The organism is Fibrobacter sp., assembly GCF_017545445.1.
Taxonomy (GTDB): domain Bacteria; phylum Fibrobacterota; class Fibrobacteria; order Fibrobacterales; family Fibrobacteraceae; genus Fibrobacter.
The window spans coordinates 1-22,310 of record NZ_JAFWOM010000161.1 but is presented as its reverse complement, the minus strand read 5'-3'; the positions used below and the strand labels follow the sequence as shown (position 1 = coordinate 22,310).

Annotated in this window: 17 protein-coding genes; 9 read left to right on the top strand and 8 right to left on the bottom strand. The window is 46.1% G+C overall.

Annotation, left to right across the window (positions count from 1 at the left end; all coding sequences use genetic code 11):
• Positions 1-178 (bottom strand): type II toxin-antitoxin system Phd/YefM family antitoxin (locus IKG78_RS18605; RefSeq protein WP_290946305.1); only part of this gene is annotated, 178 nt, incomplete at its 3' end.
• Between the two features lie 205 nt (positions 179-383).
• Between IKG78_RS18605 and xseA the strand changes: the two genes are divergently transcribed.
• Positions 384-1,682: an exodeoxyribonuclease VII large subunit gene (xseA, locus tag IKG78_RS18600; RefSeq protein ID WP_290946303.1), complete on the top strand. Its 1,299-nt coding sequence runs from the start codon at positions 384-386 to the stop codon at positions 1,680-1,682.
• 328 nt (positions 1,683-2,010) lie between these two features.
• Here xseA and IKG78_RS18595 read toward each other — a convergent pair whose 3' ends face one another.
• Entirely contained in the window at positions 2,011-2,478 is a 468-nt protein-coding gene (locus IKG78_RS18595) for a type I restriction enzyme HsdR N-terminal domain-containing protein (protein ID WP_290946301.1), read from the bottom strand.
• Between the two features lie 13 nt (positions 2,479-2,491).
• Positions 2,492-9,403, bottom strand: coding sequence for a T9SS type A sorting domain-containing protein (locus tag IKG78_RS18590; RefSeq protein ID WP_290946299.1), 6,912 nt, complete (start codon positions 9,401-9,403; stop codon positions 2,492-2,494).
• Between the two features lie 280 nt (positions 9,404-9,683).
• Between IKG78_RS18590 and IKG78_RS18585 the strand changes: the two genes are divergently transcribed.
• Both IKG78_RS18585 and IKG78_RS18580 read left to right on the top strand, forming a co-directional pair.
• The gene (locus IKG78_RS18585; RefSeq protein ID WP_290946297.1) at positions 9,684-11,102 is read left to right on the top strand and encodes a GGDEF domain-containing protein; all 1,419 of its coding nucleotides are present in this window, start codon (positions 9,684-9,686) and stop codon (positions 11,100-11,102) included.
• A gap of 1 nt (position 11,103) precedes the next feature.
• Positions 11,104-12,513 carry a GGDEF domain-containing protein gene (locus IKG78_RS18580; protein ID WP_290946294.1) on the top strand — a complete coding sequence of 470 codons (1,410 nt, stop codon included), beginning with the start codon at positions 11,104-11,106 and terminating at the stop codon, positions 12,511-12,513.
• 231 nt (positions 12,514-12,744) lie between these two features.
• On the opposite strand, the gene IKG78_RS18575 is transcribed toward IKG78_RS18580, so the two are convergent.
• Complete coding sequence (locus IKG78_RS18575; protein WP_290946292.1) at positions 12,745-12,894, bottom strand: hypothetical protein; 150 nt, start codon at positions 12,892-12,894, stop codon at positions 12,745-12,747.
• 237 nt (positions 12,895-13,131) lie between these two features.
• Here IKG78_RS18575 and IKG78_RS18570 point away from each other — a divergent pair, with 237 nt between their 5' ends.
• Entirely contained in the window at positions 13,132-14,433 is a 1,302-nt protein-coding gene (locus tag IKG78_RS18570; protein WP_290946290.1) for a pyridoxal phosphate-dependent aminotransferase, read from the top strand.
• Positions 14,434-14,460: 27 nt separating this feature from the next.
• Positions 14,461-15,123 carry a DUF4230 domain-containing protein gene (locus IKG78_RS18565; RefSeq protein ID WP_290946288.1) on the top strand — a complete coding sequence of 221 codons (663 nt, stop codon included), beginning with the start codon at positions 14,461-14,463 and terminating at the stop codon, positions 15,121-15,123.
• 57 nt (positions 15,124-15,180) lie between these two features.
• Here IKG78_RS18565 and IKG78_RS18560 read toward each other — a convergent pair whose 3' ends face one another.
• The 3 genes from IKG78_RS18560 to IKG78_RS18550 form a co-directional block, all read right to left on the bottom strand.
• Positions 15,181-15,795 carry a porin family protein gene (locus IKG78_RS18560; protein ID WP_290946284.1) on the bottom strand — a complete coding sequence of 205 codons (615 nt, stop codon included), beginning with the start codon at positions 15,793-15,795 and terminating at the stop codon, positions 15,181-15,183.
• A 133-nt stretch (positions 15,796-15,928) separates the two neighbouring features.
• On the bottom strand, positions 15,929-16,570 hold the full coding sequence (locus IKG78_RS18555) for a porin family protein (RefSeq protein WP_290946282.1): 642 nt from the start codon (positions 16,568-16,570) through the stop codon (positions 15,929-15,931).
• Positions 16,571-16,724: 154 nt separating this feature from the next.
• A complete protein-coding gene (locus tag IKG78_RS18550) occupies positions 16,725-17,303 on the bottom strand; it encodes a porin family protein (RefSeq protein ID WP_290946280.1) in 579 nt (192 codons plus the stop codon).
• Between the two features lie 193 nt (positions 17,304-17,496).
• Here IKG78_RS18550 and IKG78_RS18545 point away from each other — a divergent pair, with 193 nt between their 5' ends.
• Positions 17,497-18,558: a spermidine/putrescine ABC transporter substrate-binding protein gene (locus IKG78_RS18545; protein ID WP_290946278.1), complete on the top strand. Its 1,062-nt coding sequence runs from the start codon at positions 17,497-17,499 to the stop codon at positions 18,556-18,558.
• Between the two features lie 17 nt (positions 18,559-18,575).
• On the opposite strand, the gene IKG78_RS18540 is transcribed toward IKG78_RS18545, so the two are convergent.
• Positions 18,576-19,382: an exodeoxyribonuclease III gene (locus IKG78_RS18540; RefSeq protein WP_290946276.1), complete on the bottom strand. Its 807-nt coding sequence runs from the start codon at positions 19,380-19,382 to the stop codon at positions 18,576-18,578.
• A gap of 191 nt (positions 19,383-19,573) precedes the next feature.
• Here IKG78_RS18540 and IKG78_RS18535 point away from each other — a divergent pair, with 191 nt between their 5' ends.
• The 3 genes from IKG78_RS18535 to IKG78_RS18525 form a co-directional block, all read left to right on the top strand.
• Positions 19,574-20,158 (top strand): hypothetical protein, encoded by a 585-nt coding sequence (locus IKG78_RS18535; RefSeq protein ID WP_290946274.1) that lies wholly within the window; start codon positions 19,574-19,576, stop codon positions 20,156-20,158.
• Between the two features lie 98 nt (positions 20,159-20,256).
• Positions 20,257-21,201, top strand: coding sequence for an MBL fold metallo-hydrolase (locus IKG78_RS18530; RefSeq protein ID WP_290946272.1), 945 nt, complete (start codon positions 20,257-20,259; stop codon positions 21,199-21,201).
• Between the two features lie 367 nt (positions 21,202-21,568).
• On the top strand, positions 21,569-22,310 hold a 742-nt coding region (locus IKG78_RS18525), incomplete at its 3' end, for a tRNA (guanine-N7)-methyltransferase (RefSeq protein ID WP_290946270.1).

The following is a 22,310-nucleotide window of genomic DNA, read 5'->3' as shown; positions in this document are numbered from 1 at the left end:
GGAGTTTGCCAATGTCGCGGAAATCAAGCTTGCCGCTTGTGGTAGAATTCATGCTCACGAGACGTGCCAAGGGCTTGCCAGCGCGTTCAATGACGATTTCTTCGTCCTTGATGGCGACCTGGTTCAAGAGCGTCCCAAAATTCTGACGCATATCCATTGCAGAAACAACTTTCGACACGGCGAGTCCTTTTCCCTCTACGTCATCCTCCGCTAGGAGGATCCATAATTTTTCATACAGAATTTAATTATTATTATAATTAACGTCAAAACGCTTGAAGAAGACGCCCGCCTTCGCGGGCATGACAAAGCAAAAGATGATCCCGGAACGGAGTCCGGGATGACATCAGGGTGGACATGACAGGTAAAGGCGGCAACCTCATAAAATGGATCAAGAAGTTCGTACATTTTCGGTCACGCAGTACATGCGTTCGCTCAAGAACACCGTAGAATCGACACCTGCGGTTTGGGTGCACGGGGTCATTTCGCAAATTGCAGAAAAGCCGTCGGGCGTTTACCTGAGCATCGCGGACTTCGCAGATGGCGACGTGAAACCGAAGGCGACTCTCGCCCTTTATTGCTACACAGCCAAGTACGATGCGATTCTTGCAAAAATTTCCAGCCTTTCGCAGCCGTTTACGCTCAAGCACGACTTGAAGGTCAATTTCCTCGTGCGTGCGGAACTGTACATCCCGTACGGAAAGTTGCAAGCGCAAATCTTGGACATCGACCCGGTTTACACGATTGGCGAACTCGCACTCACCAAAAGCGCCATCTTGAAGCGCCTTGCGATGGAAGGCTTACTCGAAAAGAACAAGCAGCTAGAACTTGCCTACGTTCCGCTCCGCGTGGGGCTTATCACTGGCGAAAATACGGCTGCGTACAAAGACTTCACCACGCGACTTGAAGCGTCTCCGTTTGCATTCGAAGTCACGACGGTCTATGCGCGGATGCAGGGGAACGAAACCGAAGACAGCATCATCGCCGCACTGGAACAACTTAAGGCATATCCGGAATTAGATGTTGTTTGCATCGTGCGCGGTGGCGGCGCCAAAACGGACTTGAATTTCTTTGATAGCGAAGCGCTTTGCCGTGCGGTCGCAAACTACCCCACCCCCGTCTTTACGGGAATCGGCCACGAAATCGACCGCTGCCTTTTGGACGAAGTCGCCTACCTCTCGTGCATCACGCCCACGGACTGTGCCAAACGCCTCGTTGAACGCGTCACGGACAGTTGGAACCGCATGACCGAAGCAATGGCAAGCATAGCCGACGGCGCCCGCGACCTCTTGACCGAAAACAACAAACAGCTCGGAACATTAGGCAATCAGCTCCAGCAAAAGGTTTTCGGGTTCATCCAGAACGAGAAATCGAAGCACGTGCTTATTGCCGCATCGATCAAGAAGGACTCCGCATTTTATATAAAGTCCGAGCACGAGCGATTAGACCGCAACCGCGAAGGTTTAAAGCAGGGTTCCCGCAAGATCCTCGACCTCGCGAAATCGCAGTTCGAGCTTGTGAACGAGAAAGTCAAAAACGCAGACCCCAAGACGACTCTTGCCAAGGGCTACTCGCTCACGCTAGACGAAAACGGAAAATTCATCCGCAAGGCAAGCCAGCTCAAAAGCGGCGATACCATCAAAACACGCCTCGCCGATGGGGACGTTTTATCAGTAGTGAAATAAATACATTGTGAGAGCAAGGCTCACATTTTAAATTTTTCGAGCGCTTTTCAGTACCTTTACATACTAAACACACTTTCACCCGCACTAAGTATGTAAATTTTTATGTTATCTGCACAGTTTTTTGTTTAAAAAGGCTCATTTTCGGCAATTTTCAATACAAACTAATCAAAATTACCACGTTTTTCAGGTCTTTCGACTAGTAATTTATCCAAAATTTACATACTGATATTCGATTTTTTTCATCAAGTATGTAAAATCCTAAAAAAACGTCCATTTTTTCGCAGATTTTCACTTACTTTATATACAATTTAGGACGATTACGCCCAATTTAGCCAAACACCGGCAGGCTCTCAATTTTCCTGAACCGCTTCGTTGCAGCATCGAGTTCAAAGTAACGGACGGCATCGCCTAACGCAAGCATCACATAATTCGGCGTCAAAATTTGCAAATACTTGTTCAGTTGCTGTTGCAGAACAGGCCACGTGTATTCGCCCGGAGCCTTGCATTCCACCAAAAGCCACGGCTTTGCAAGAGGCGCCCCAGCCCTAAAATTATGGACCATGATATCCACGCGGTCCGCCGTCTTTGCGTCTATCGACGAAAGCGGAAATTCCACGGCAATCAAATGCTCCGGCACCTTCACCACATCGAGCAAATAACGCACCGTCGCCTGTCGAACATGTTCTTCGGGCGTTGCAGGGACTTCTTTTTTGCGAATCGGGTCAAATAGCGTATCATGAATCATCAAGCAGAATATAGAAAATCCCGACCCAAACAGGTCGGGATTTAAGCTCATTCCAACTTAAAATTTACTTTATCATTATCCTGCTTATTTTCTGCACGCTCCTGCTCGTTACGCGTACGACGTAGTTTCCACGTCTCAATCCATCGAAATTGAACTCTCTGGATCCGACAACGAACTCATTGAATTCTTCTTGCAACTGGCCCTTCATATCAAACACATGTATTTGGACCATCGAAGGACTCGTGAGCGACACCGTCAAAGTATTGTTCTCATAGCCGAACTTCATGAAGCCCCTCAAATCATCCATTACAAAGTTCGAACCCTTCTTACTAGACGAAGAAGTTTTCTTGCTGCTAGACGATTTAGCTTTAGCACTGCTGCTCGTAGCCTTCACGCTAGAACTAGACTTTGCCTTAGCACTGCTGCTCGTAGCCTTCACGCTAGAGCTGGACTTCGCGGTAGCACTGCTTGTCACCTTCACACTAGAACTAGACTTCGCGGCGGCACTGCTTGTCACCTTCACGCTAGAGCTGGACTTAACGGTAGCACTGCTTGTCACCTTCACGCTGGAACTGGACTTAGCGACGCTACTACTCGACTTAGCGACGCTGCTGCTCGACTTAGCAAAGGAGCTACTAGACTTCGCAACGGAACTGCTGGACTTCGCAACAGAGCTACTAGACTTAGCGACACTGCTGCTGGACTTCGCGACAGAGCTGCTAGACTTCGCAACGGAACTGCTGGACTTCGCGACAGAGCTGCTGGACTTAGCAACAGAGCTGCTCGATGTCACAGAACTACTGCTTGCCGGCGGAACATCGCAGTTAGAAGTGTAAATTGCCTCGTAAGTCGCAGCAGCAGTCACATCCGCAATGGCCTTATCCCACTTGCTAAAGACGTAAGTACACTTTCCAATCGTCGTGTCCGCAATCGTCGGCACTTGGACAGCATTAGCCTTCGTCCCATACCTATACGTCGCCGTCATTTCGCCATCGACAAATCCCTTGTGCTTGAGACTGTCCTTGAACGTCACGGCGTACATGCGGTAAGTCGAATCATACTTCGCCGTATATTTTGCATCCTTGGTTGCAACGGCAACAGTCGGAGTCCAACCACTAAATCTGTAATCGAACTTGGCAGAACTTTCCTTGACCGGAGTTGCACCGCTATACTTCGGCAACTCACCAGGATTAAACTTCGCCGTTTCAAGCTGCTTGCCATCGTAATTCAGCCATGTCACCGCATACTGCACCTTACAAGACTTTTCATATTTAGCCGAATAAGAAACACTGCGAACCACATCGGTCACTTCAGGATTCCAACCGACAAACTTGTAAAGACAACCATCTATAGTCGTATCCGCTACATCGAAGAACTTTATTTCCGAGGACTTTGCGCCATACTTATAGTCGTCCTTGCAGAAACCTTTCCCACGAAGCGTATCATTTACGCAAACCTCATAGTGGCGTTCTTGACACTTCGTAGAATAGCTAGCCGTATATTCCATGTCAGCCTTTACGGTATCGCTCTTGCCAACAGTTCTCACCCACTTGTCGAAATCATAATGACATTCCGGAGTGTACTTCGAAGGACCCCAATCAAGCGAAACGACTTCATTGTAGTAGTATTTGCGAGTTTCCCATACAGCTTGATCATCAGACTTGAACTTAACTGTATAAGTCCGTTTTTTGTTGCCGACAAGTGCCGTATAAGTGACATCGCCAGTAACATCTTCAATCGCAGGACTCCAGCCCACAAACGTATAGACGTAATACTCGTTCGAAGGCTTTGCCGGAACTTCAGGCACCTTAATCGCTTCGGCGAGCGTTCCGTACGGATACACGGCGGATTCCAACGTCGTTCCATCATAGCTGACAAAACTTACCTTGTACTTACGGACAGACGATTTATACGTCGCCTTGTATTCTGCGTCTTTAGTCACAGCGGCCACCGCAGGCGACCATTTGTCAAACGTGAATGTTGAATCCACAGAAGCTTTCTTCGTCGGAGTCGAACCCGTATATTTCGGTGTCGCCCCTTCGCTATAAACATCCTGTCTCAACAACGTTCCGTCTTCATTACGCCATGTGACTATGAACTTGCTATCTTCGATATAAGTAGCCTTGTACGTAGCCGCTTTCGTGACATCCACAATTTCAGGAGTCCAGCTCTTGAACCTAAAGCCATCCTTAGCCGGGGCTGTAGGCACCTTGATTGCAGAAGCCTCCGTTTCGTACGCATAGCTTGCCGATGCGACAACCGTTTTGCCGTCTTCGGCGACAAACTTCACCAGATACTTCCTCTGATCAGCCTTGTAAGCGGCCTTGTATGTCGTATCGCCCGTAACCGCGACCAACGACCAGCCCATAAAGGTATAAGTTGTATCTACCGTAGCCGTCTTAGTCGGATCCTTTGCCGGAAGAGCAATAGCATTCACCTTCGTGCCGTAATCGTAGGTAGCAGCTTCTTTAAGCACCGTTCCATCTTCATCGACAAAAGTAACAGAATACTTGCGGAGCGTACTATCGAACGCCGGCGTATAAATGACACCGCCCTTCACATCGGCAATTTCTTTATCCAACTTGCCATTCCAAGCATAATCATACTTCACAGAAGACGGCTTTTGGACATCTTCATGATAGCCATATTCAAGCCAATCTTTCAAATCCCTCAAATGATCCCCATATTCAAACCAGCCAGACCACAACGTATCACTGCTGTTATGGACAACAGCAACTTTATACTGAATATTGGGAACGTAAGTAATGCTTCTGGTCACAGGTTTCAGCCCTGCATCATAGCAGTCCGGATAGCTACGTTGTATTCCAGTACATTCACCTGTTTTATCATCGCAGTCATAGTCATACGTATAGTTCAATACGCACCAATCATCACTATACTTATAATCTCCGGTCTTGTCTTTGACCACTTGAGCCTTAGTAGGCACCGTTGTAATCGTCGAACCATAATCGTATTTTTTTCGAACAAGTTCCGTTCCATCATCATTCTGGAACACGACCTCGTACTGTTTGCGAGTCGCCTTATACTTGACATGATATACAGTCGGCCCAGTCACGGTAGCCAGTGCAGGCTCCCAGCCATCTGTCGCATCCCAAGTGTAAGTAAATTCTTCGGTTTCGCTCTTATACGGTTCCGAACCATCGTATTCAGGAATTACACCTTCAGCAAATTCCTTCTGCTGCAAGATTTCATTGCCGTCCATAAAGGTCACCGTGTATTTATTTTCAGACGACTTGAAGGTCGCCACAAAAGTCATCGGACCTGTCAACACGGCGTTTTCGTCAATAGCAGGCTGCCACCCGGCAAATTCGTATGTAATTTCTTTATTCAATTCATAATCGAATACCGGTTCGCTGGTCGGATTTTCCGTTGGCAATGCAATTTCGCTAAGCTTGGTTCCTTCAGGATAAACATCACTATAAGAGTAGCTGTAATCGCTGTAATTCACAAACCGCACAGCATACTGTGCTTTGTACGTGGCAACAAACGTCACTTCACCTGTTACGCTATCCTTATCCGATAAAGCCGGCGACCATCCTGCAAATTCATATTGAGTCATGTCATAGGAATAACGTTCCGGTTCACCACCGTCATATTCAATTTCACTGTACAGCGTTCCATACGGATAATACCTATAACCAGTAAGATAACCGCCATTATAGTTCTTGAACTCAACTCGATAGCTACGAATTTCACTATGATATTGAGCTGTATAAGTGCGGTCTTCTTCAACCCAACGTTCAAAAGAAGGCGTCCATTCATCAAAGTAATAGTAATACTTTGCCGTTGATTTACTCTCAGGCCTGAACCATTCGACTATTTCCCCATAACGATACTGTTTAGAAGACAGTGTATCGCCATTATCATCCAAGAACGTAATCGTATAAGTTACAGGTTCTGCACAAGTATATTTTGCATAATAGTCTCTGTTGCTCGTAACAGGCTGCAAACCATAAACAACTTCATCATCGTCATCTTTGCTATACTGTTCAGAGCTCCAATTGTCAAAGACGTATTTTGCGCAACGTTCATCAGGCTCTTTCGTCAAATCGCCCTCAAACACCGGCGTTTTTCCATATTCCACGTCCTTGCAATCATAATCTTTACCAGTACTGAAGCAAATCCAATAAGTTTGAAGAGATTTTTCAAACTTGGTCTGGTACTTAGCGTCTGCAGTAACAGGCTTCAACTCTGGAGTCCAGCCTGCAAATTCGAAATAATACTGTTCATTGCTAAGCTTATCTGCAATAGACTCAATGCTTGTTTCGCCTCTATATTTGGGAGTTTCGCCTTGCGCAAAAGCCGCACTATCCAACAGCGTTTCGCCATCGTAGAACTTCACAGTATAGGTCGGCTTGTTCAAGCACTTGATATTATCCAGTTCTAAAGTGCCTTCGCCTTCCATATCGTTCCAAATCATCTGCGTCGCATGCGTGAACGCAAGATCCGGGCTGACAGAACCGTACCATAAATCGCTACGATAAACAGTAACCGTAGTCCATTTTTCACTTGAACCAAAACGTCTTTCCAAATACTTTTCATCCTTATCATAGACGCTTTCTATTCTAAAGCTGTGCACACCACCGCGATAATCGTACTGGATAGCGTTGCACTGCGACAAATCTACAGACTTGCCCTTCTCGGCAAGCGAAACGCCGACACCCAGCCAACCACGGCAATAGCGGTATCCCTCTTCGTCTTTACCGTCATCTTTGCAATCACGTTTGTACAAAACGTTCAAGACATTGCCCGCCGTTCCATTGACTGCAACCATCTTCGATATTTGAGATTTATACGAAACGCTATCCCTGTCAAAGGAATCGTTGTCGTCATAGACAAACCACTGGCCTCCTTGCAAAGAAATCTCATCGCCATCTTCAAAGTCATCAATCACCCAAGAATCGCCTACGGCAATGTTCACCGCAGTCGCCTTGGGAATCGGCACAGCAGCAAATACAGCGGTATAAGTCGTCGTATCCGTTACAGGCGTAAACTCCTTATTCCAGCCCACAAATTCATACGTGAAATCCGCAGTCGGCTTTTTGCGAGGGGAACAATCCCTGCAATCCGGAATCTGCCCCTTACCCGTCCAACTTTCTCCAACTTCGTTTCCATCGTCATCGACAAAACGCACCCTGAAAGTGGTATAAACGGCCTGATAAACAGCACGTCCCGTTACTCGCACAAAATCAGGCGTCCATCCGCCATGACCGAATCCATCTTCTCTCGACTTGGTCTTGATATCATAAGCATAAACGTCATCCCCGTACTCATACTGGACCGAATCAATAACAGAACCATCGTCATCCAAGAAGACAATCCAGTACTTGCGATAATCGCTATCAAAGTCAGCCATATAGACTTTATTTTCATAGACGCTTTCTACACTCCAGCCATTCTGATCGCGCCAATCCGTGAAATAATAGACATACTTTGCCGTAGAATCCTTGGTAGGTGTCGCCCCCTTGTATTCAGGCATGCTACCTGCATCATATTCGCCGATTTGCAAAATGGAATCCCCATTCGCAAACACGACCGTGTAAATTTCCACGGGGACAGTTTCGTCATTTTCCTTTTTCTGAGCTGAATAAGTTGCAACATAAACAGCAGCACCATTGACGTTAGAAACACTTGGAGTCCATCCTTCAAAGGTATATTCCACATCGCCGGTCTTAGCCCTGCTCGGATTTTTCGGCTTTGCAATATCGCTCGCCTTTGTTCCGAACGCATACTTCTTCTCGCTCAAAATTTTGCCGTCGTAATCGGCAAACTTGACGGTATAGGAATTTGCAGTAGAATCATACACAGGGTAATATCGAACATCGCTTGTTACTGGAGGAAATTCCTTGACGTAATCCACATGGCAAACATATTCTGTCCACGTATCACAATATTCATCTCCCTCTTTGCCATAACCGTAGCATTCTTTCCTTTCGACCTCTTCGCAAATTTGTTTGCCCCACCCCTTGAACTTATATGAATACCCGACCGAGGGCAATTTGACGGGGTCCATTCCTGCATAACTCGGAACCTCCCCGTATTCCAAATACTGACGATACAGTGTATAGCCCTCATCATCATTGAACGTAACGTCATAAGTACGTACAAAACTATCAAGCACCACCTGATAATTCACATCGGCTGTAACCTCCTTCAGTTCAGGTTTCCAGCCGACAATTTCATAGTTGTATTTTTCCGAAGAAGCAATGTTCTTACCACGGTAAAAGGGATATTCCCCCTTCACAAATACATTGCTATCCAACAATTCTTTACCATGGTAGAATTTTACGGTATAAGTCGGCATGTTCACGCACCGCACGTTGGCAATTTGGAACGAACCCGACTGGTTTCCCCCCTGGAGTTGCCAACTGAAGGCGACAGCGTTTTTACGAACATCTTCAATGCTAGCCTCCTTCCCCCAGCCATAAGCTTGATTCAGTTCATTCCACTTGATAACAGCTTCTTGCCACATCGGCAAGCCTAACACTTCTTTATGGTGGTAATTATATTCGACATTGACGATATTTGTGTCGCCGACCACCCTAAAGGAATGAATCCACGGGCCACGGCCCAAGCCCCCATAAAAATCATACCGGATTTCGCTACAGTTGGTAAGATCTACAGCAGAACCATCGGCTGCCAACGAGACCTGAGCTTCTACAAAAGGTTCGTAATCCAGCTCCTTCTGGTCCAGTTTAAAATCAAGCTTGAGAGCCTTGGCCGAACCATTGTTCGTAGTGGCATCGACAATGGACGTTTTCAATGTGGAGCCGCCACCATCGCCATTGTCATCCATAAATACCCATTTTCCGAGCTTGGATTGATAGTCCCCATCCGCGAAATCATCGACTAAAAGCGAATCTTCGCTTGCAATGTCAAGGGGTGTGCTAGCGTTAGCCATAGCTGAAAAGCTAAGACCAACAGTCACAAGAATGCCTAGAAATCTAGTATTCATGGTAAACCTCCGATGTTTATAAAGACTAATCTATATCTAAAGTATGATTATTGTAAGAATAATAACAGATAGATTATTCCAACCTGGACTATCGAGATATGGTCATTGCACAATAGTTTTCAGCCATTAATTGTTAGTCATGGGTCACAAAAAGTGTTAAAAACGAGGCATATTTATAGAAAAAAAGAATAGCCACATACTTTTTGTAATATTTCATACTATTTTTATTATTAATCTTGTAAGTAGCGAACCCAATGCAGAAGTACAGGAAGGAGATGTTATGGAATTACAGGATTTACAAGAATATGTAGATCAGTTTGATTCGATGACTTGTATCATGTCTATTGAAAAATTGCCAGACGGCAGTTACGGCAAAATGTGCATCGAAGTCGGCAACAAGGCGTATCGCGCTACATTTGAACAGAATGCCGTTGAAGGCGTCGAAATGCGAAATCGTTTTGTTCCAGGCCAGGAATATACGCATTACCTGCCCAAAGACCTGAACTTCGAACATTTCATTCTCAGCAGTGCGGTCAACAAAAAAGCCATGCATGCCTACATCCACCCGGAGCGGTTCGACATGTGGTTCAACATTTTTAGCGTTCCGCTAGACTTTGACGACCCCCACAAATGTTACTGCACCTACACGCAGGAACTCTCGAACAAGGCTAACGTGGACCAGATGGCAAACCTTTCGGCCAAGACGATTTCGGACGTTTTGAAAACCTGCATAAAACTCCGCAGCACAAAAAACTTTTTGAAGACGATGGACGAGGTCATCGCGGACATCCGCAAAATATGCGGCGCAAACTTCTGCTGTATCATGCTCACCGACTTTAAAGCCAACAGCTGTTCGCTGTTAAGCGAAAGCACTGCTCCCGAAATTGGACACCATTCCCTGTTGGATTTTCTCAACGATTCATTTGTTGAAATCGTAAAATCGTGGCTGGACACTATTGCCGGCAGCACCTGCCTTATCATCAAGAGCGCAGAAGACATGGAGGAGCTAAAAAAACGCAATCCGAAATGGTTCGATTCTATGCAAGGGGCAAAAATCAATAGCCTCGTCCTTTTCCCGCTCCAGTACAACAACGAAAACATCGGCTTCATCTGGGCCACGAACTTTGACACCAAAGACACAGACCACATCAAGGAAACCCTTGAACTCACAACGTTCTTTATCGCCTCAGAAATTGCGAACTACCAGCTTTTGCAGAAACTTGAAATGTTAAGCTCCACGGATCTTTTGACAGGAGTCAAGAACCGTAACGCCATGAACAACCGCGTGCTCAAGATTGTGACAGGCCGTGAACGCGTGCCTGACGGTTACGGTGTTGTTTTTGCAGACTTGAACGGACTCAAAACCATCAACGACGACGACGGGCATAATGCAGGCGACACCCTCTTGAAGAACGCGTCCGCCGCATTGAAGTCGTGCTTTGAAGGGGGTGAAATTTACCGTGCCGGCGGCGACGAGTTCCTCGTCATCTCCATGGGCAAGTCCAAGGAAGAAATCGAAAAGCAAATCGAAGCACTGCGAAAAAAAGCGGACGACCCGAACCCGGTCAGTTTTGCTATAGGATTCTACTACGAGGAAAATGGCGGAGACATTCGAGCAGCCATGCGCGAAGCGGACACCCGCATGTACGAAGACAAGAAGTTATTTTATGAGTTACACCCCGAAGCCAGGAAGCGTTAATATGGACTTACAAAAATTTGTCGATTCATTTAACAACATGACTAGCATACTTTCGGTCGAAAAACGCACCGACGGTAAAATAGGGACTATCCGCATCGAAGCCGCTAACCAGCTTTACATCGAATCCATGGAAAAAGTTGGCGAAGGCACATCTGTTTTCACCCAAAAGTTTGTTCCAGGCAGCAATTACGAACGTTACATGCAAAAGGAATTGAACTTTGAAAACTTTTGTTATGAATGCGCCATCAACAAAAAACCAGTCCATGCGTACATCCGCCCGGAGCAATTCAACTTCTGCATCAACCAGATTTTGCTGCCTTTGGACATAGACGACCCCGAAAAAAGCTATTGCACATTCTCGCCCGAAATGTCTCAAGAAGTCAACGCCGAAGAAATGTCGAAGCTATCGGCAGAAACATCTTCGAACGTATTGAAGACTTGCATCAAGCTCCGCAGCGCAAAAAATTTGCAAAGTTCCATGGACGAGGTCATTCAGGACATTCGAGAATTATGCGGAGCAAGCTACTGTTGTATTTTGTTGACCGATTTTAACGAGCACACATGTTCTGTGTTCAGCGATTCCGTCAAAGAAGGCTCGAACCAGCGTTCTATCCGTGAATTTTTAACGGACGACTTTGTCGATTACGCAAAGACTTGGTTGAAATTCATGAACAAAAGCAACTGTCTCATGATCAAGAACGAAAGCGACCTGGATTTTGTCAAAAAAAAGGACATCCAATGGTATCAATCTTTGACAAACGCAAAAGTCGAAAGCCTTGTCCTATTGCCTTTAGAATACAACAGCGTAATATCCGGTTTTATCTGGGTGACGAATTTCGATACATCGAAAACGATTCATATCAGGGAAACGCTTGAATTATCGACATTTTTCATCGCCTCGGAAATTGCGAACTACCAGCTTTTGGGACGTTTGGAACAACTGAGCAACATGGACCTCCTGACAGGCGTGATGAACCGCAACTCCATGAACAACAGGGTTTCGCAGTTCATCAGCGGTTCCGTTCCGCACAAGTCGCTCGCAGTCGTATTCGCGGACTTGAACGGACTCAAGCCCGTGAACGACAACGAAGGGCACGATGCCGGGGATAATTTGCTCAAGGACGCTTCGTTTATCTTGAGAGATACATTTGACGACGGCGAAGTCTATCGAGCTGGCGGCGACGAATTCCTCGTCATCATTTTAGACAAGACGAAAGAAGAACTCGAAGCGAAAGTCCAGAAGCTCCACGAATATTCAATGATGCCGAACAGAGTCAGTTTCTCGCTAGGGTTCTATTACGACGACAATGGCGGCGACATCCGCACGGCCATGCACGAAGCCGACGTCCGCATGTACGAAGACAAAAAGCAGTACTACGCACGCTTCCCAGCAAATCGAAGAAGGATTTAGTGGGAAGTGGGAAGTGGGAAGTAGGAAGTGGGAAGTAGGAAGTAGACAGTGGTTAGTAAACAGTAAGTGGTTAGTGATAAGGTCCCTGAGCTCGCCGAAGGGCCGAACCATCCGCCATCTAGGTTCCGGCTCGGAGGCCGGAAGACGTAAGAGTCATTAGTCGATGTCACCCCGGACTTTGAATAAACACACTGAATCTCTATTGACATTCGTTCGCATCGGAACTATATTTCAAACCATGAACAAAATCCTTGGACAGAATATCGCAGCAGCGAATGCGGCAAACGCAGCAAGCCCGGCAGCAGCACGAGCTTGTTTTGGGCTGTCCCAAGGAATCGGGATCTGGAACGCGTAAAGCATAAGCCAGACAATCAGTTTCAAGGGCAGCCTTTCACGGGCTGCCTTTTTTTGACCGCTCGTTCGTTACCTAAACAACAAGACCTATGGTTTCTCACGAGCTCTCGCCATCACGGCACGCTCACGCCGTGCCGCTCTTGGCTCACGTTTTTAACCCAAACATCAACCATAAACCAAAAGGAAAACGAGAATTCACAAAAATATTATTCTATAATTACTATGGTAAAATTTGAATTTTCGATACCCTTATAGGAGCATAAAATGCGCAGAAGACTATTGAGCGAAGGTGCTAAGGAACTTTCTTACGAAATCCGTGAAATCGTGAAGAAGGCAAACCAGCTCAAGGCCCTTGGCCTCCCCATCCACTGGGAAAACATCGGCGACCCGATCGAAAAGAAATGCCAGATTCCCGAATGGATCAAGGACATTGTCGTTGACCTCGTCAAGACGAACAGAAGCTACGGCTACTGCCCGTCTAAAGGCATGCTCGAAACGCGTGAATTTTTGGTGAAGGAGAACAACAAGCTCGGCGGTGCACAGATTAACGTCGATGACATTCTGTTTTTCAACGGACTCGGCGATGCGATTGCCACGATTTACGGCCTCCTGTCCATGACCACCCGCATTATCGGACCGGCTCCGGCTTACTCGACGCACAGTTCCGCCGAAGCGGCCCACGCCCACACCTCGCCGATTACTTACCGCTTGCAGCCCGAAAACCACTGGTACCCGGACTTGGAAGAACTCGAAAACAAGGTGAAGTACAATCCGAGCATTGCGGGCATCTTGATTTTGAATCCGGACAATCCGACCGGCATGGTTTATCCGCTTGAAATTTTGCAGAAAATGGTCGATATCGCCAAGCGTTACAACTTGTTCATCATCTGTGACGAAATTTACAACAAGATTGTGTATAACGGTGCTCACGCATACGCGCTTGCCGAATACATCGGCGACGTTCCGGGCATCGCGCTCAAGGGCATTTCCAAGGAATACCCGTGGCCGGGCGCTCGTTGCGGCTGGGCGGAATACTACAACCGCGACAAGGACGAACAGTTCGATGCCTTCTGCCGCGCCATCGACAATGCAAAGATGGTGGAAGTCTGCTCTACCACACTCCCGCAGATGACGATTCCGCGCGTGCTTGGAGACAAGCGTTTTGCAGAACACCGCGCCGCGTTGAACGAGAAGATTGGCCGCCGCAGCGCCATCATCAACGAAATCCTCTCCGACATCCCGGAACTGTATTTCAACCCGACGTACGGTGCGTTCTACAACACCATCATCTTCCGCGAAGGCACGCTCAACAGCCACCAGACCTTGAAAATCGACAATCCGATTATCAAGAAGAAAGTCGAAGAATGGTGCAGCAAAACTACAAACCTCGACTACCGCTTTGTGTATTACCTGCTGGGCGCGAAGGGAGTCTGCGTTGTGCCGAGCACGAGCTTCTGCACGGATTTGAAGGGTTTCCGCGTGACGCTCCTCGAAGAAGACGAAGACGAACTCCGCAGCGTGTTCACCACGATCCACGACGCGATTATCGAATACTTGCATAGTTAGTCTTTGGTCAGTAAAGGCTCAATGAAAATGAAAAAGCCCGTTAAAATAGTTCTGCTATGCGTTGCGGTTTGTTTCTGCTTCATTTTGAGCCTTTTCTTGATCAACAAGTTCGACTTGTTCGGAGCGACGAAAAAAGATATTACAAGCGAATTCATCGAGCATCAAATACATGAAATATCGGAGCTGGCCACGCTCCATCACCAGTACCGCAAAATGGCATCTTACCAGGATGTCGCAAAACTGGTGGAATCGCTCCCGGCCTGGAGAATCAATAGGTCCGTCAAGGAGTTTGTCCTTATCTACAAAGGCGATGTCAAGCTCGGATACGACATGAAGGACATACAAATTTATGTCGATAAGATATCCAAGACCATCACCATCACTTTGCCCGAACCTAAAATTCTAAGTCACAGCATAGATTTTGAAAGCATTGACGTGATTATGGAAAAAGAGGGTTGGTTCAACGAAATCAAATTCGAGGACTTTAAAAAGTTTTTCGTTTATGAGCAAAAGAAATACGAGCAGACAAACTATGACGAGTTGAAAAAGCGCGCTAGAGAACAAGCCCAACGAATCATATTCCTTTACCTCAGCGCCATGCTCGATTTAGAGAATCCAGCAGCGACCGAAGAAAAATCATTCTTGCAAAAACTCATTTCACCCGAAAAGTTCAAGATTGAGTTGAAATAAAAAATAAACCCGGCTCAACGAATGAGTCGGGCGTTTTTTAAGATGTTCTTTTAACGTTTAGAAGGCCCAGTAAGTCAAGCCGGATTGCAAACGCAAATGCTTGGCTTTGACAGATTTCTTAGCCATGCTGGTCATGCCAAAGACCGCACGGAAACTCAAATCCAGTTCCGAGAAGAGCGTAAATCCCAAACCGCAAGCAAGAGCAAATTCAAACGTTTTCGTTCCGGAAGAAACGTCATCGCTTATTGTTTCTCCCACATATTCCCTTACATTATTTGCACTCAAATTGAAATCAAAAGTCATTCCAGCATCAATGAAGAAGAACGGGACTGGATTAACGCGCAACAGCACAGGAATATCTAGATACATAAACGAAGTCGTTTCCGTGACTGTATAGTTTCTAAGATCAGGATCAATAAGGGGATTATAAGCCACAAAATAATCATAGGAAGCTCTACGGTAATCGAGTTCCAAACCAGATATTACGGATAGAACCGGATTGATGCTGTACTTGACTTCAGGACCAACAACAAAACCAGCTCCCCAATCTATTTTTTTCGCATCTTCACCCCAAAGTGTACCGTAGCTGAAAGCAATTCGGCCACTGACGTCAACTTGAGCAAAAGTTGCACTAATCATGACAAGCGCAACTAGAAAAATTTTTTTCAACATAAACACTCCTTGTTTGTTGATTGTCTTTTAGAATATAGCAAAAAAAATTTCGGATAAAGAAACCCGGCACATCCACTGTGCCGGGTTCTTGCTTTTGAAAATCTGTCGTACAATATCAGCTTTTAAAGCGAGATTAGAACCAGTAAATCACACCGGCTTGCATACGAATATGCTTCACACTCACAGAATAGCCTTCATCATTTTCATCCATGTAGCTGTTCAAGCCCAATACCAAGCGGAAATCAACATCCAACTTGTCCAAAAGGGAAACGCCGGCACCGACAACCAAGCCTATATCCATGGTATTGACAAACTTCGAATAACTCATGTCGCCGGATTCTTTTTCAGTTTTGCCAGTAGCAATAGAGGTTTCTGTATCATCATAATCCAATGAGGCAGACAAATTAAAGCTAAAGGCGACTCCCCCCTCAAGATAGACTAACGGAATGAGCTTGACTCTCGCCAAAACCGGAATGTCCAAATACCACATGCCCAACGTTTGATCCGACGAATAATTATAAAAAGCATCCGAAATATTTTCTTCTTCACCCATTCGGCGATAATCCACTTCCAATCCCGGAATAATCGTTATCACCGGGAGGATATCGATTTTTAAGGCGACACCCGCATTAAAACCGACGCCCCATTTTGCATCGTCCGCATCATCACCCCAAGCCGTACCGAAGTTGGCAGCAGCACGGGCGCCAACGCTAAAGAAATCAGCAAAGGCAGCACTGGTCACAATGAGAGCTGCCAAAATTATTTTTTTGAACATATTTTTAACTCCTTGTTTATTTTTATTTGCAATATAGAATAAAAAAGGCATCCATACACAAATTGAATCAGCTTTCACAAAAAATGAAGGGTAAAGCGAAAAAAAAAACACCTCCAACTTAAATTGGAGGTGCAATATTCCCAAAATTAGACTATTACAAGAACCAGTAGGTTACGCCAGCTTGGAATCGCAAATTTTTAGACCCGATATCACCAAAATCTTCCATCATATCCGCAATGCCAAGTACGATACGAACGTTAATGTCAAGATTTGGAATCACGGAAACTCCACCACCAACGATAAAACCAAAATCTACAGTCTTCGCTTCTTCTACATCCTCCGTTATCGTTTCACCAGCAATTTTTTTCTTTTCCGACGCAATTAAGTTGAATCCGATATTGACACCCACATCGGCAAAGACCATCGGAATGATGCTAAAACGAGCTAAGAGAGGGAAATCAAGATACCAGAACGAATAAGAAAGTTCGTCAGCAAAAGGCGAATCCGCGGAAACAGTGCGAAGTTCCACTTCGACTCCGGGAACAAAGGTAATTATCGGAAGAATATCTATTTTGGCGGCAGCACCGGCGTTAAAACCAATACCCCATTTAATATCATCCGTATTCTCGCCCCACGCGGTACCATAGTTGACAGCGGCACGGCCACCAATACTAATCTGTGCAAAAACGGCACTCGTCACAAGCAACGCGGCGATGATAATTTTTTTTAACATAGTTTAATCTCCTTGTTATATGTTATATTGAATATAATTCCTTTACATTTTTCTAACAACTTTTTTCGTCAAAAAACTTGCAATTTTTTTTTATCAAATACCCAACGACTAACAACCAAAGACTAATGACCAATCCATACAATTTATTTTTATATTGTTCATTGGCAGACATCTTCCATTTAAGGATCAAAAATTGAAAAAATTTATCCTCATCCTCGTTCTTTTTGCAGCACTCGCGCTCACCGCCTGTAGCGACACGCAAGGACAAAGCCGCGACAGCAAAACGGTCTCTGTAATGATTTACAGCGAATACATCGACCCGGCACTGCTAGAAGATTTCGAAAAAAAGACTGGCTACAAGCTAAAACTAGAATTGTACGAAGCGCAAGAAGAAATGCTGGTCAAATTGCAAACCTCAATTGCAAAAAAATATGATGTTATCATCGCCTCGGACGTGGTCATCCAGCAAATGATTCAATTCGGACTCATCGCCCCCCTCGATACGAACAAGATTCCAAACCGCATAAATGTCGCACCGCAATTCCTTGGGCAAGCCTACGATCCGACAAACGCATACAGTCTGCCCTACCTCTGGGGCACTACGGGAATTCTTTTTAGAGGCGACAAAGTTCACACGGACAGCGTAAGCTACTCCATCCTTTTCGATGGCGAAAATACCAAGGGAAAGTTCAGTCTTTTAAACGAAAGCCGCTCCATGCTAAGCATGGCTCTCAGTGCCATCGGTTCCAATGCCAACAGCGACAAGCAAGAAGAAATCAACAAAGCGGTGGATTACATCTTGCAGGTCAAAAGGAACCCGGATTTTCGCGGATTTGAAAGTTCCGTCGAAGGCAAGAACAAAGTTCTTTCCAAGGAAAACTGGGCAGCAATAGTCTTTAATGGCGAAGCACAAGCCGCTATCAACAAAGATTCTTCGCTCCAGTTCGTAATTCCTAAAGAAGGTTCGTTTATGTGGGTGGACGCCATGCTTTTAAGCTCCAGAGCGTCAAACATCGAAGGAGCGTACGCGTTTATGAACTACATCCTGGATGCCCAAATTGGGGCTCAGCTTGCAAAGTACATCAACTACGCGACACCGAACAAGGCGAGTCTTGAAGTCATCGACGACGAGTTCAAAAACAACCGCGTCATCAACCCGAACGAAGAGGAAATCAAACGCATGGTGTTCCTCACGGATTTGGGAAATTCCACAAGGTTTTACGACGAAGCCTGGAATATCGTCAAAAGAAGATAAATTGCGGAGAATCCCTTTTATATTTCTTCGGACTTCGTAATAGGAATCGGTGCAAACGGCGGTTCCAATTCCAGAGAAATCGGGCAATGGTCGGAACCCATTACGTTGCCGTGTATTTCGGAACTAATCACGTTTGGCATGAGGGCCGCATCGACGAAACCGTAATCCAAACGCCAACCGACATTCCGTCCGCGAGCGCCAAAGCGATTTGACCACCAAGTGTAAGCATCACGGGTATCGGGGTGCAATTTGCGGAACGTATCGACAAAGCCGTTTTCGACATACTTGTCCATCCACGCACGTTCTATCGGCAAAAAACCGCTCACGTTCTCGTTTTCCTTGGGGCGCGCGATGTCGATTTCTTTGTGGCAGGTATTGTAGTCACCGACAGTCACCACATGCTTGCCGTCCGTAATCCACTGTTTGGAGTTTTCAAGGAAGGCATCATAAAAGCGGAGCTTGTAATCCAAGCGGTCTTCACCTTGTCCGCCGTTCGGGAAATAAATGCAGTTGAGCACCCAATCCGGGAACACTAGCTGGAGCACACGGCCTTCTTCATCGAATTCCTCAATATCAAAGCCGTAATTGACCGCATCGGGTTCAATCTTTGTATAAATGGCGACACCGCTGTAGCCTTTTTTGCGTTTGCAAGCATTCCAGTAAGTGTAGTAGCCTTCGCGGTTTGCAATTGCAGCAACTTGGCTCTTTTCGGCGCGAACTTCCTGAAGACAAAGCACATCAGGATCGGTCGCAGAGAACCAATCCTCAAAGCCTTTTTTCAGTACGGAACGGATTCCATTAACGTTCCAGCTATAGATTTTCATTTTAACCCCAATCTTTTTCAACGCCAAAGATAGAATTTTTTTTCAAGCTCCCAAGGGTAAAGAATCCATAAGCGCCCATTTTGTTAATATAATTTTACAAAATAACAATATTATTGAAAAAAATTGTATGAAAGCTCAACAAATTAAAAAAAATGCTCGCAATTATCTATAATAATCTTATATTTGTAACCATGAAGCATAAATTCCTGTTGTCCTCTTGCATTCTTGCAATCTCTACCTTAGTCGGCTGCGCTGGTTCATCGGCCAAAAACGGCGAAGACCTCGAAGTACCGACCGACCTCCCCCCCATCTGCCGCGATATCGACTTTAGCACCGATCCAGAAATGCGCGAAGTCTGTGGAGTTCGCAAGGCCAGCAAACACAACATCGCTTATAAGAACATTCCTCAACAGCGTTACTTGATCAAACCGGCTGAAACGTCTATCGTGAAAACGAACGGCAAGCTTGAGTTGAGATTCCAGAACTCCCTGCCAATCGACCTTGACGGTCCTATTGTGAATGACCTCGCGTTCAGCCAAGAAAAGCGACTTGAACGCATCAAGAACACCTACGATTACCACGAAATCACGAGAAAAGGAGCAGAACGCCTCCGCATCTTCAAGATGGGAATCCCGACAGACAAAGGCAGCAAGTACGACTTCTGCTTCCGCATTCCCGAAAAGAAGGGTAATGACAGGACTCGTAGCAGGGCTATGGGTGTGAACATCGAAATGATGTCTTGCTCGGAATTCGATAAAATTATTTCGACGAAATAAGTGATTTCAGATTTTTATGTTATCATCCCGGCCTTCAATACGCCGGGATTTTTTTTGTGCAAAAAGCAAATCAGAACCATGCTCCCATGGTTGTTTTAATGGAAAATGTCATTTTTTATCCATCGCAATTTGCTAAATTTGTTCTCGGTAAAAAAGTGAACGAGAACAAATACATACACAACGCCTTGCGGCAGGTCCACGTCGATACGCCCTGCTCACCTATTTCCGGATTTTCGATCTCCGGACTTGCAACTTACATTCAAATTCCCGAACTCGATTTTTGCATTGACATGGGCGAATGCCCTCTCACAGCGACTCCGCTTGACCACGTGTTCTTAACGCACGCCCATGGAGATCATGCACGTTGCTTGATGCGTCACCATAGCCTCCGCAAAATGATGGGAGTCGAACGCGACAGCGTTTACTACATGCCTGAATTTATCAGCGAAAATGCGAAGGCGTGGATCAAGGCCGAAGCCATGTTCGAAGGCGTTGCAGAAACAAAATTCCGTTACCCGGAAATTGAACCTGTGACCGCAGGCGAACTGCAATTTTTGAGATACCGCAAGGACATCGCGCTCGAAGCGTTCGAAGTCAAGCATTCCATCCCTGCAATGGGCGGAACGCTCTACTTTTACAAGAAAAAACTCAAGGACGAATATCTCGGATTGTCCGCCACCGAAATTATCGAACTGCGCAAGAACGGAGTAGAAATCACACGTGAAGTTTATGAACCGCTTGTGAGTTTCATGGGCGATTGCCTTGGCGAAAGCTTGCTCGACAACAGCCGCGTTTTCCAGTCGAAGGTGCTGATTACGGAATGCACGTTCCTTGACGAAGGCGAAGAAGCGATGAGCAAGAAAAAAGGACACAGCCACTTGAAAGATATCGTCCACGCACTCAACGAGCTTGGCGATGATGTCAAGTGCGAGAAAATCATCTTGAGCCATTTTTCGATGAAGTATTCCGAGAGGCACATCCGCGAAGCGTTGGACAAGGGAATTCCGGACAAGTTCAAGGAGAGAATTGTAGCGTTTATTTAGACGAGAGAGATAAACGCAAAGCGAGATGCGCGAGCAATGCGCGGGACGAGATGCGCGGACGGAGTCATCCTGGAGCGCAGCGATAGGATCCAGTAAAGTTTAATAGGAGACGAGAGAACGGCGCAAGCGCCTACAGACGAGAGACGAGAGACGAAAGACGAAAGATAAATGCAAAGCGTGATGTGCAGACAGAGTCATCCTGAGCGGAGAACCGTAAGGTTCGAAGTCGAAGGATCTTGTGTTGCGGGGCCTCCTGGCACAGAAAATGCAGACAAGAACTGTGTAAGCGGATCCCGGAATAAATCCGGGATGACATCGTAGAGAACAAGTGATTACTGCAAAAAGAGATTTTAAAATAAGGTAGAATATGACTGAAAACGAAATTTTAGAAGAAGAAAAAGCTCCGAAGGAAGTCGTGATTCCTGAGTTTTACCGTGACCTGAGCCAAGACCCGCAAATGAAGGCTTTGTGGCATTACGTGTTCCGCACGAATGGCGACCGCAAGCCCATCAAAACGCCGGATGGTTTGCCGCACAAACTCGATTTCACGTGGAAAGACATGTTCCCGAACGAAAATGGTCACATCGAAGTTGAAATCGGTAGCGGCAAGGGCAACTTCATGACGGACTACGCCGAGAAGCACCCGGACTACTTTATCATGGGTAGCGAATGGGACTTCACTTGGGCCGCTTTTGCACACGAACGCATGGAAAAGCGCGGCATCGTCGCACAAGGCAACGCCGCCATGCTCCGCGGTGACGTGTTCTATTTTTTGCGCGATGCAGTCAAGGACAACACAGTCGATGCATTCCACATGTACTTCCCGGACCCGTGGCCCAAAGAACGCCACCACAAGAACCGCTTGCTCCGCCCCGACTTTTTGGCTGAAGTCGCTCGTTGCTTGAAACCCGGCAAACGCATTTTCTACTGGGGCACCGACCACAAGGAATACAACGAAATCGCCCTCGAAACATTCGACGCATTCCCGACATGCAAAGTCATCGTCCGCAATACGGCAGAACCCACCGAAGGTATCATGACCGGATTCGAACGCAAGTACAAAAAAGAAGGCAGACCCATTTACAGAAGTATCATTGAATTTGAGAAAT

Excerpts from the sequence above, each read along its gene's own strand:
- xseA (WP_290946303.1), top strand. The coding sequence starts at position 384 with ATGGATCAAGAAGTTCGTACATTTTCGGTCACGCAGTACATGCGTTCG.
- IKG78_RS18595 (WP_290946301.1), bottom strand. The coding sequence starts at position 2,478 with ATGAGCTTAAATCCCGACCTGTTTGGGTCGGGATTTTCTATATTCTGC.
- IKG78_RS18590 (WP_290946299.1), bottom strand. The coding sequence starts at position 9,403 with ATGAATACTAGATTTCTAGGCATTCTTGTGACTGTTGGTCTTAGCTTT.
- IKG78_RS18585 (WP_290946297.1), top strand. The coding sequence starts at position 9,684 with ATGGAATTACAGGATTTACAAGAATATGTAGATCAGTTTGATTCGATG.
- IKG78_RS18580 (WP_290946294.1), top strand. The coding sequence starts at position 11,104 with ATGGACTTACAAAAATTTGTCGATTCATTTAACAACATGACTAGCATA.
- IKG78_RS18570 (WP_290946290.1), top strand. The coding sequence starts at position 13,132 with ATGCGCAGAAGACTATTGAGCGAAGGTGCTAAGGAACTTTCTTACGAA.
- IKG78_RS18565 (WP_290946288.1), top strand. The coding sequence starts at position 14,461 with ATGAAAAAGCCCGTTAAAATAGTTCTGCTATGCGTTGCGGTTTGTTTC.
- IKG78_RS18560 (WP_290946284.1), bottom strand. The coding sequence starts at position 15,795 with ATGTTGAAAAAAATTTTTCTAGTTGCGCTTGTCATGATTAGTGCAACT.
- IKG78_RS18555 (WP_290946282.1), bottom strand. The coding sequence starts at position 16,570 with ATGTTCAAAAAAATAATTTTGGCAGCTCTCATTGTGACCAGTGCTGCC.
- IKG78_RS18550 (WP_290946280.1), bottom strand. The coding sequence starts at position 17,303 with ATGTTAAAAAAAATTATCATCGCCGCGTTGCTTGTGACGAGTGCCGTT.
- IKG78_RS18540 (WP_290946276.1), bottom strand. The coding sequence starts at position 19,382 with ATGAAAATCTATAGCTGGAACGTTAATGGAATCCGTTCCGTACTGAAA.
- IKG78_RS18535 (WP_290946274.1), top strand. The coding sequence starts at position 19,574 with ATGAAGCATAAATTCCTGTTGTCCTCTTGCATTCTTGCAATCTCTACC.
- IKG78_RS18530 (WP_290946272.1), top strand. The coding sequence starts at position 20,257 with ATGGAAAATGTCATTTTTTATCCATCGCAATTTGCTAAATTTGTTCTC.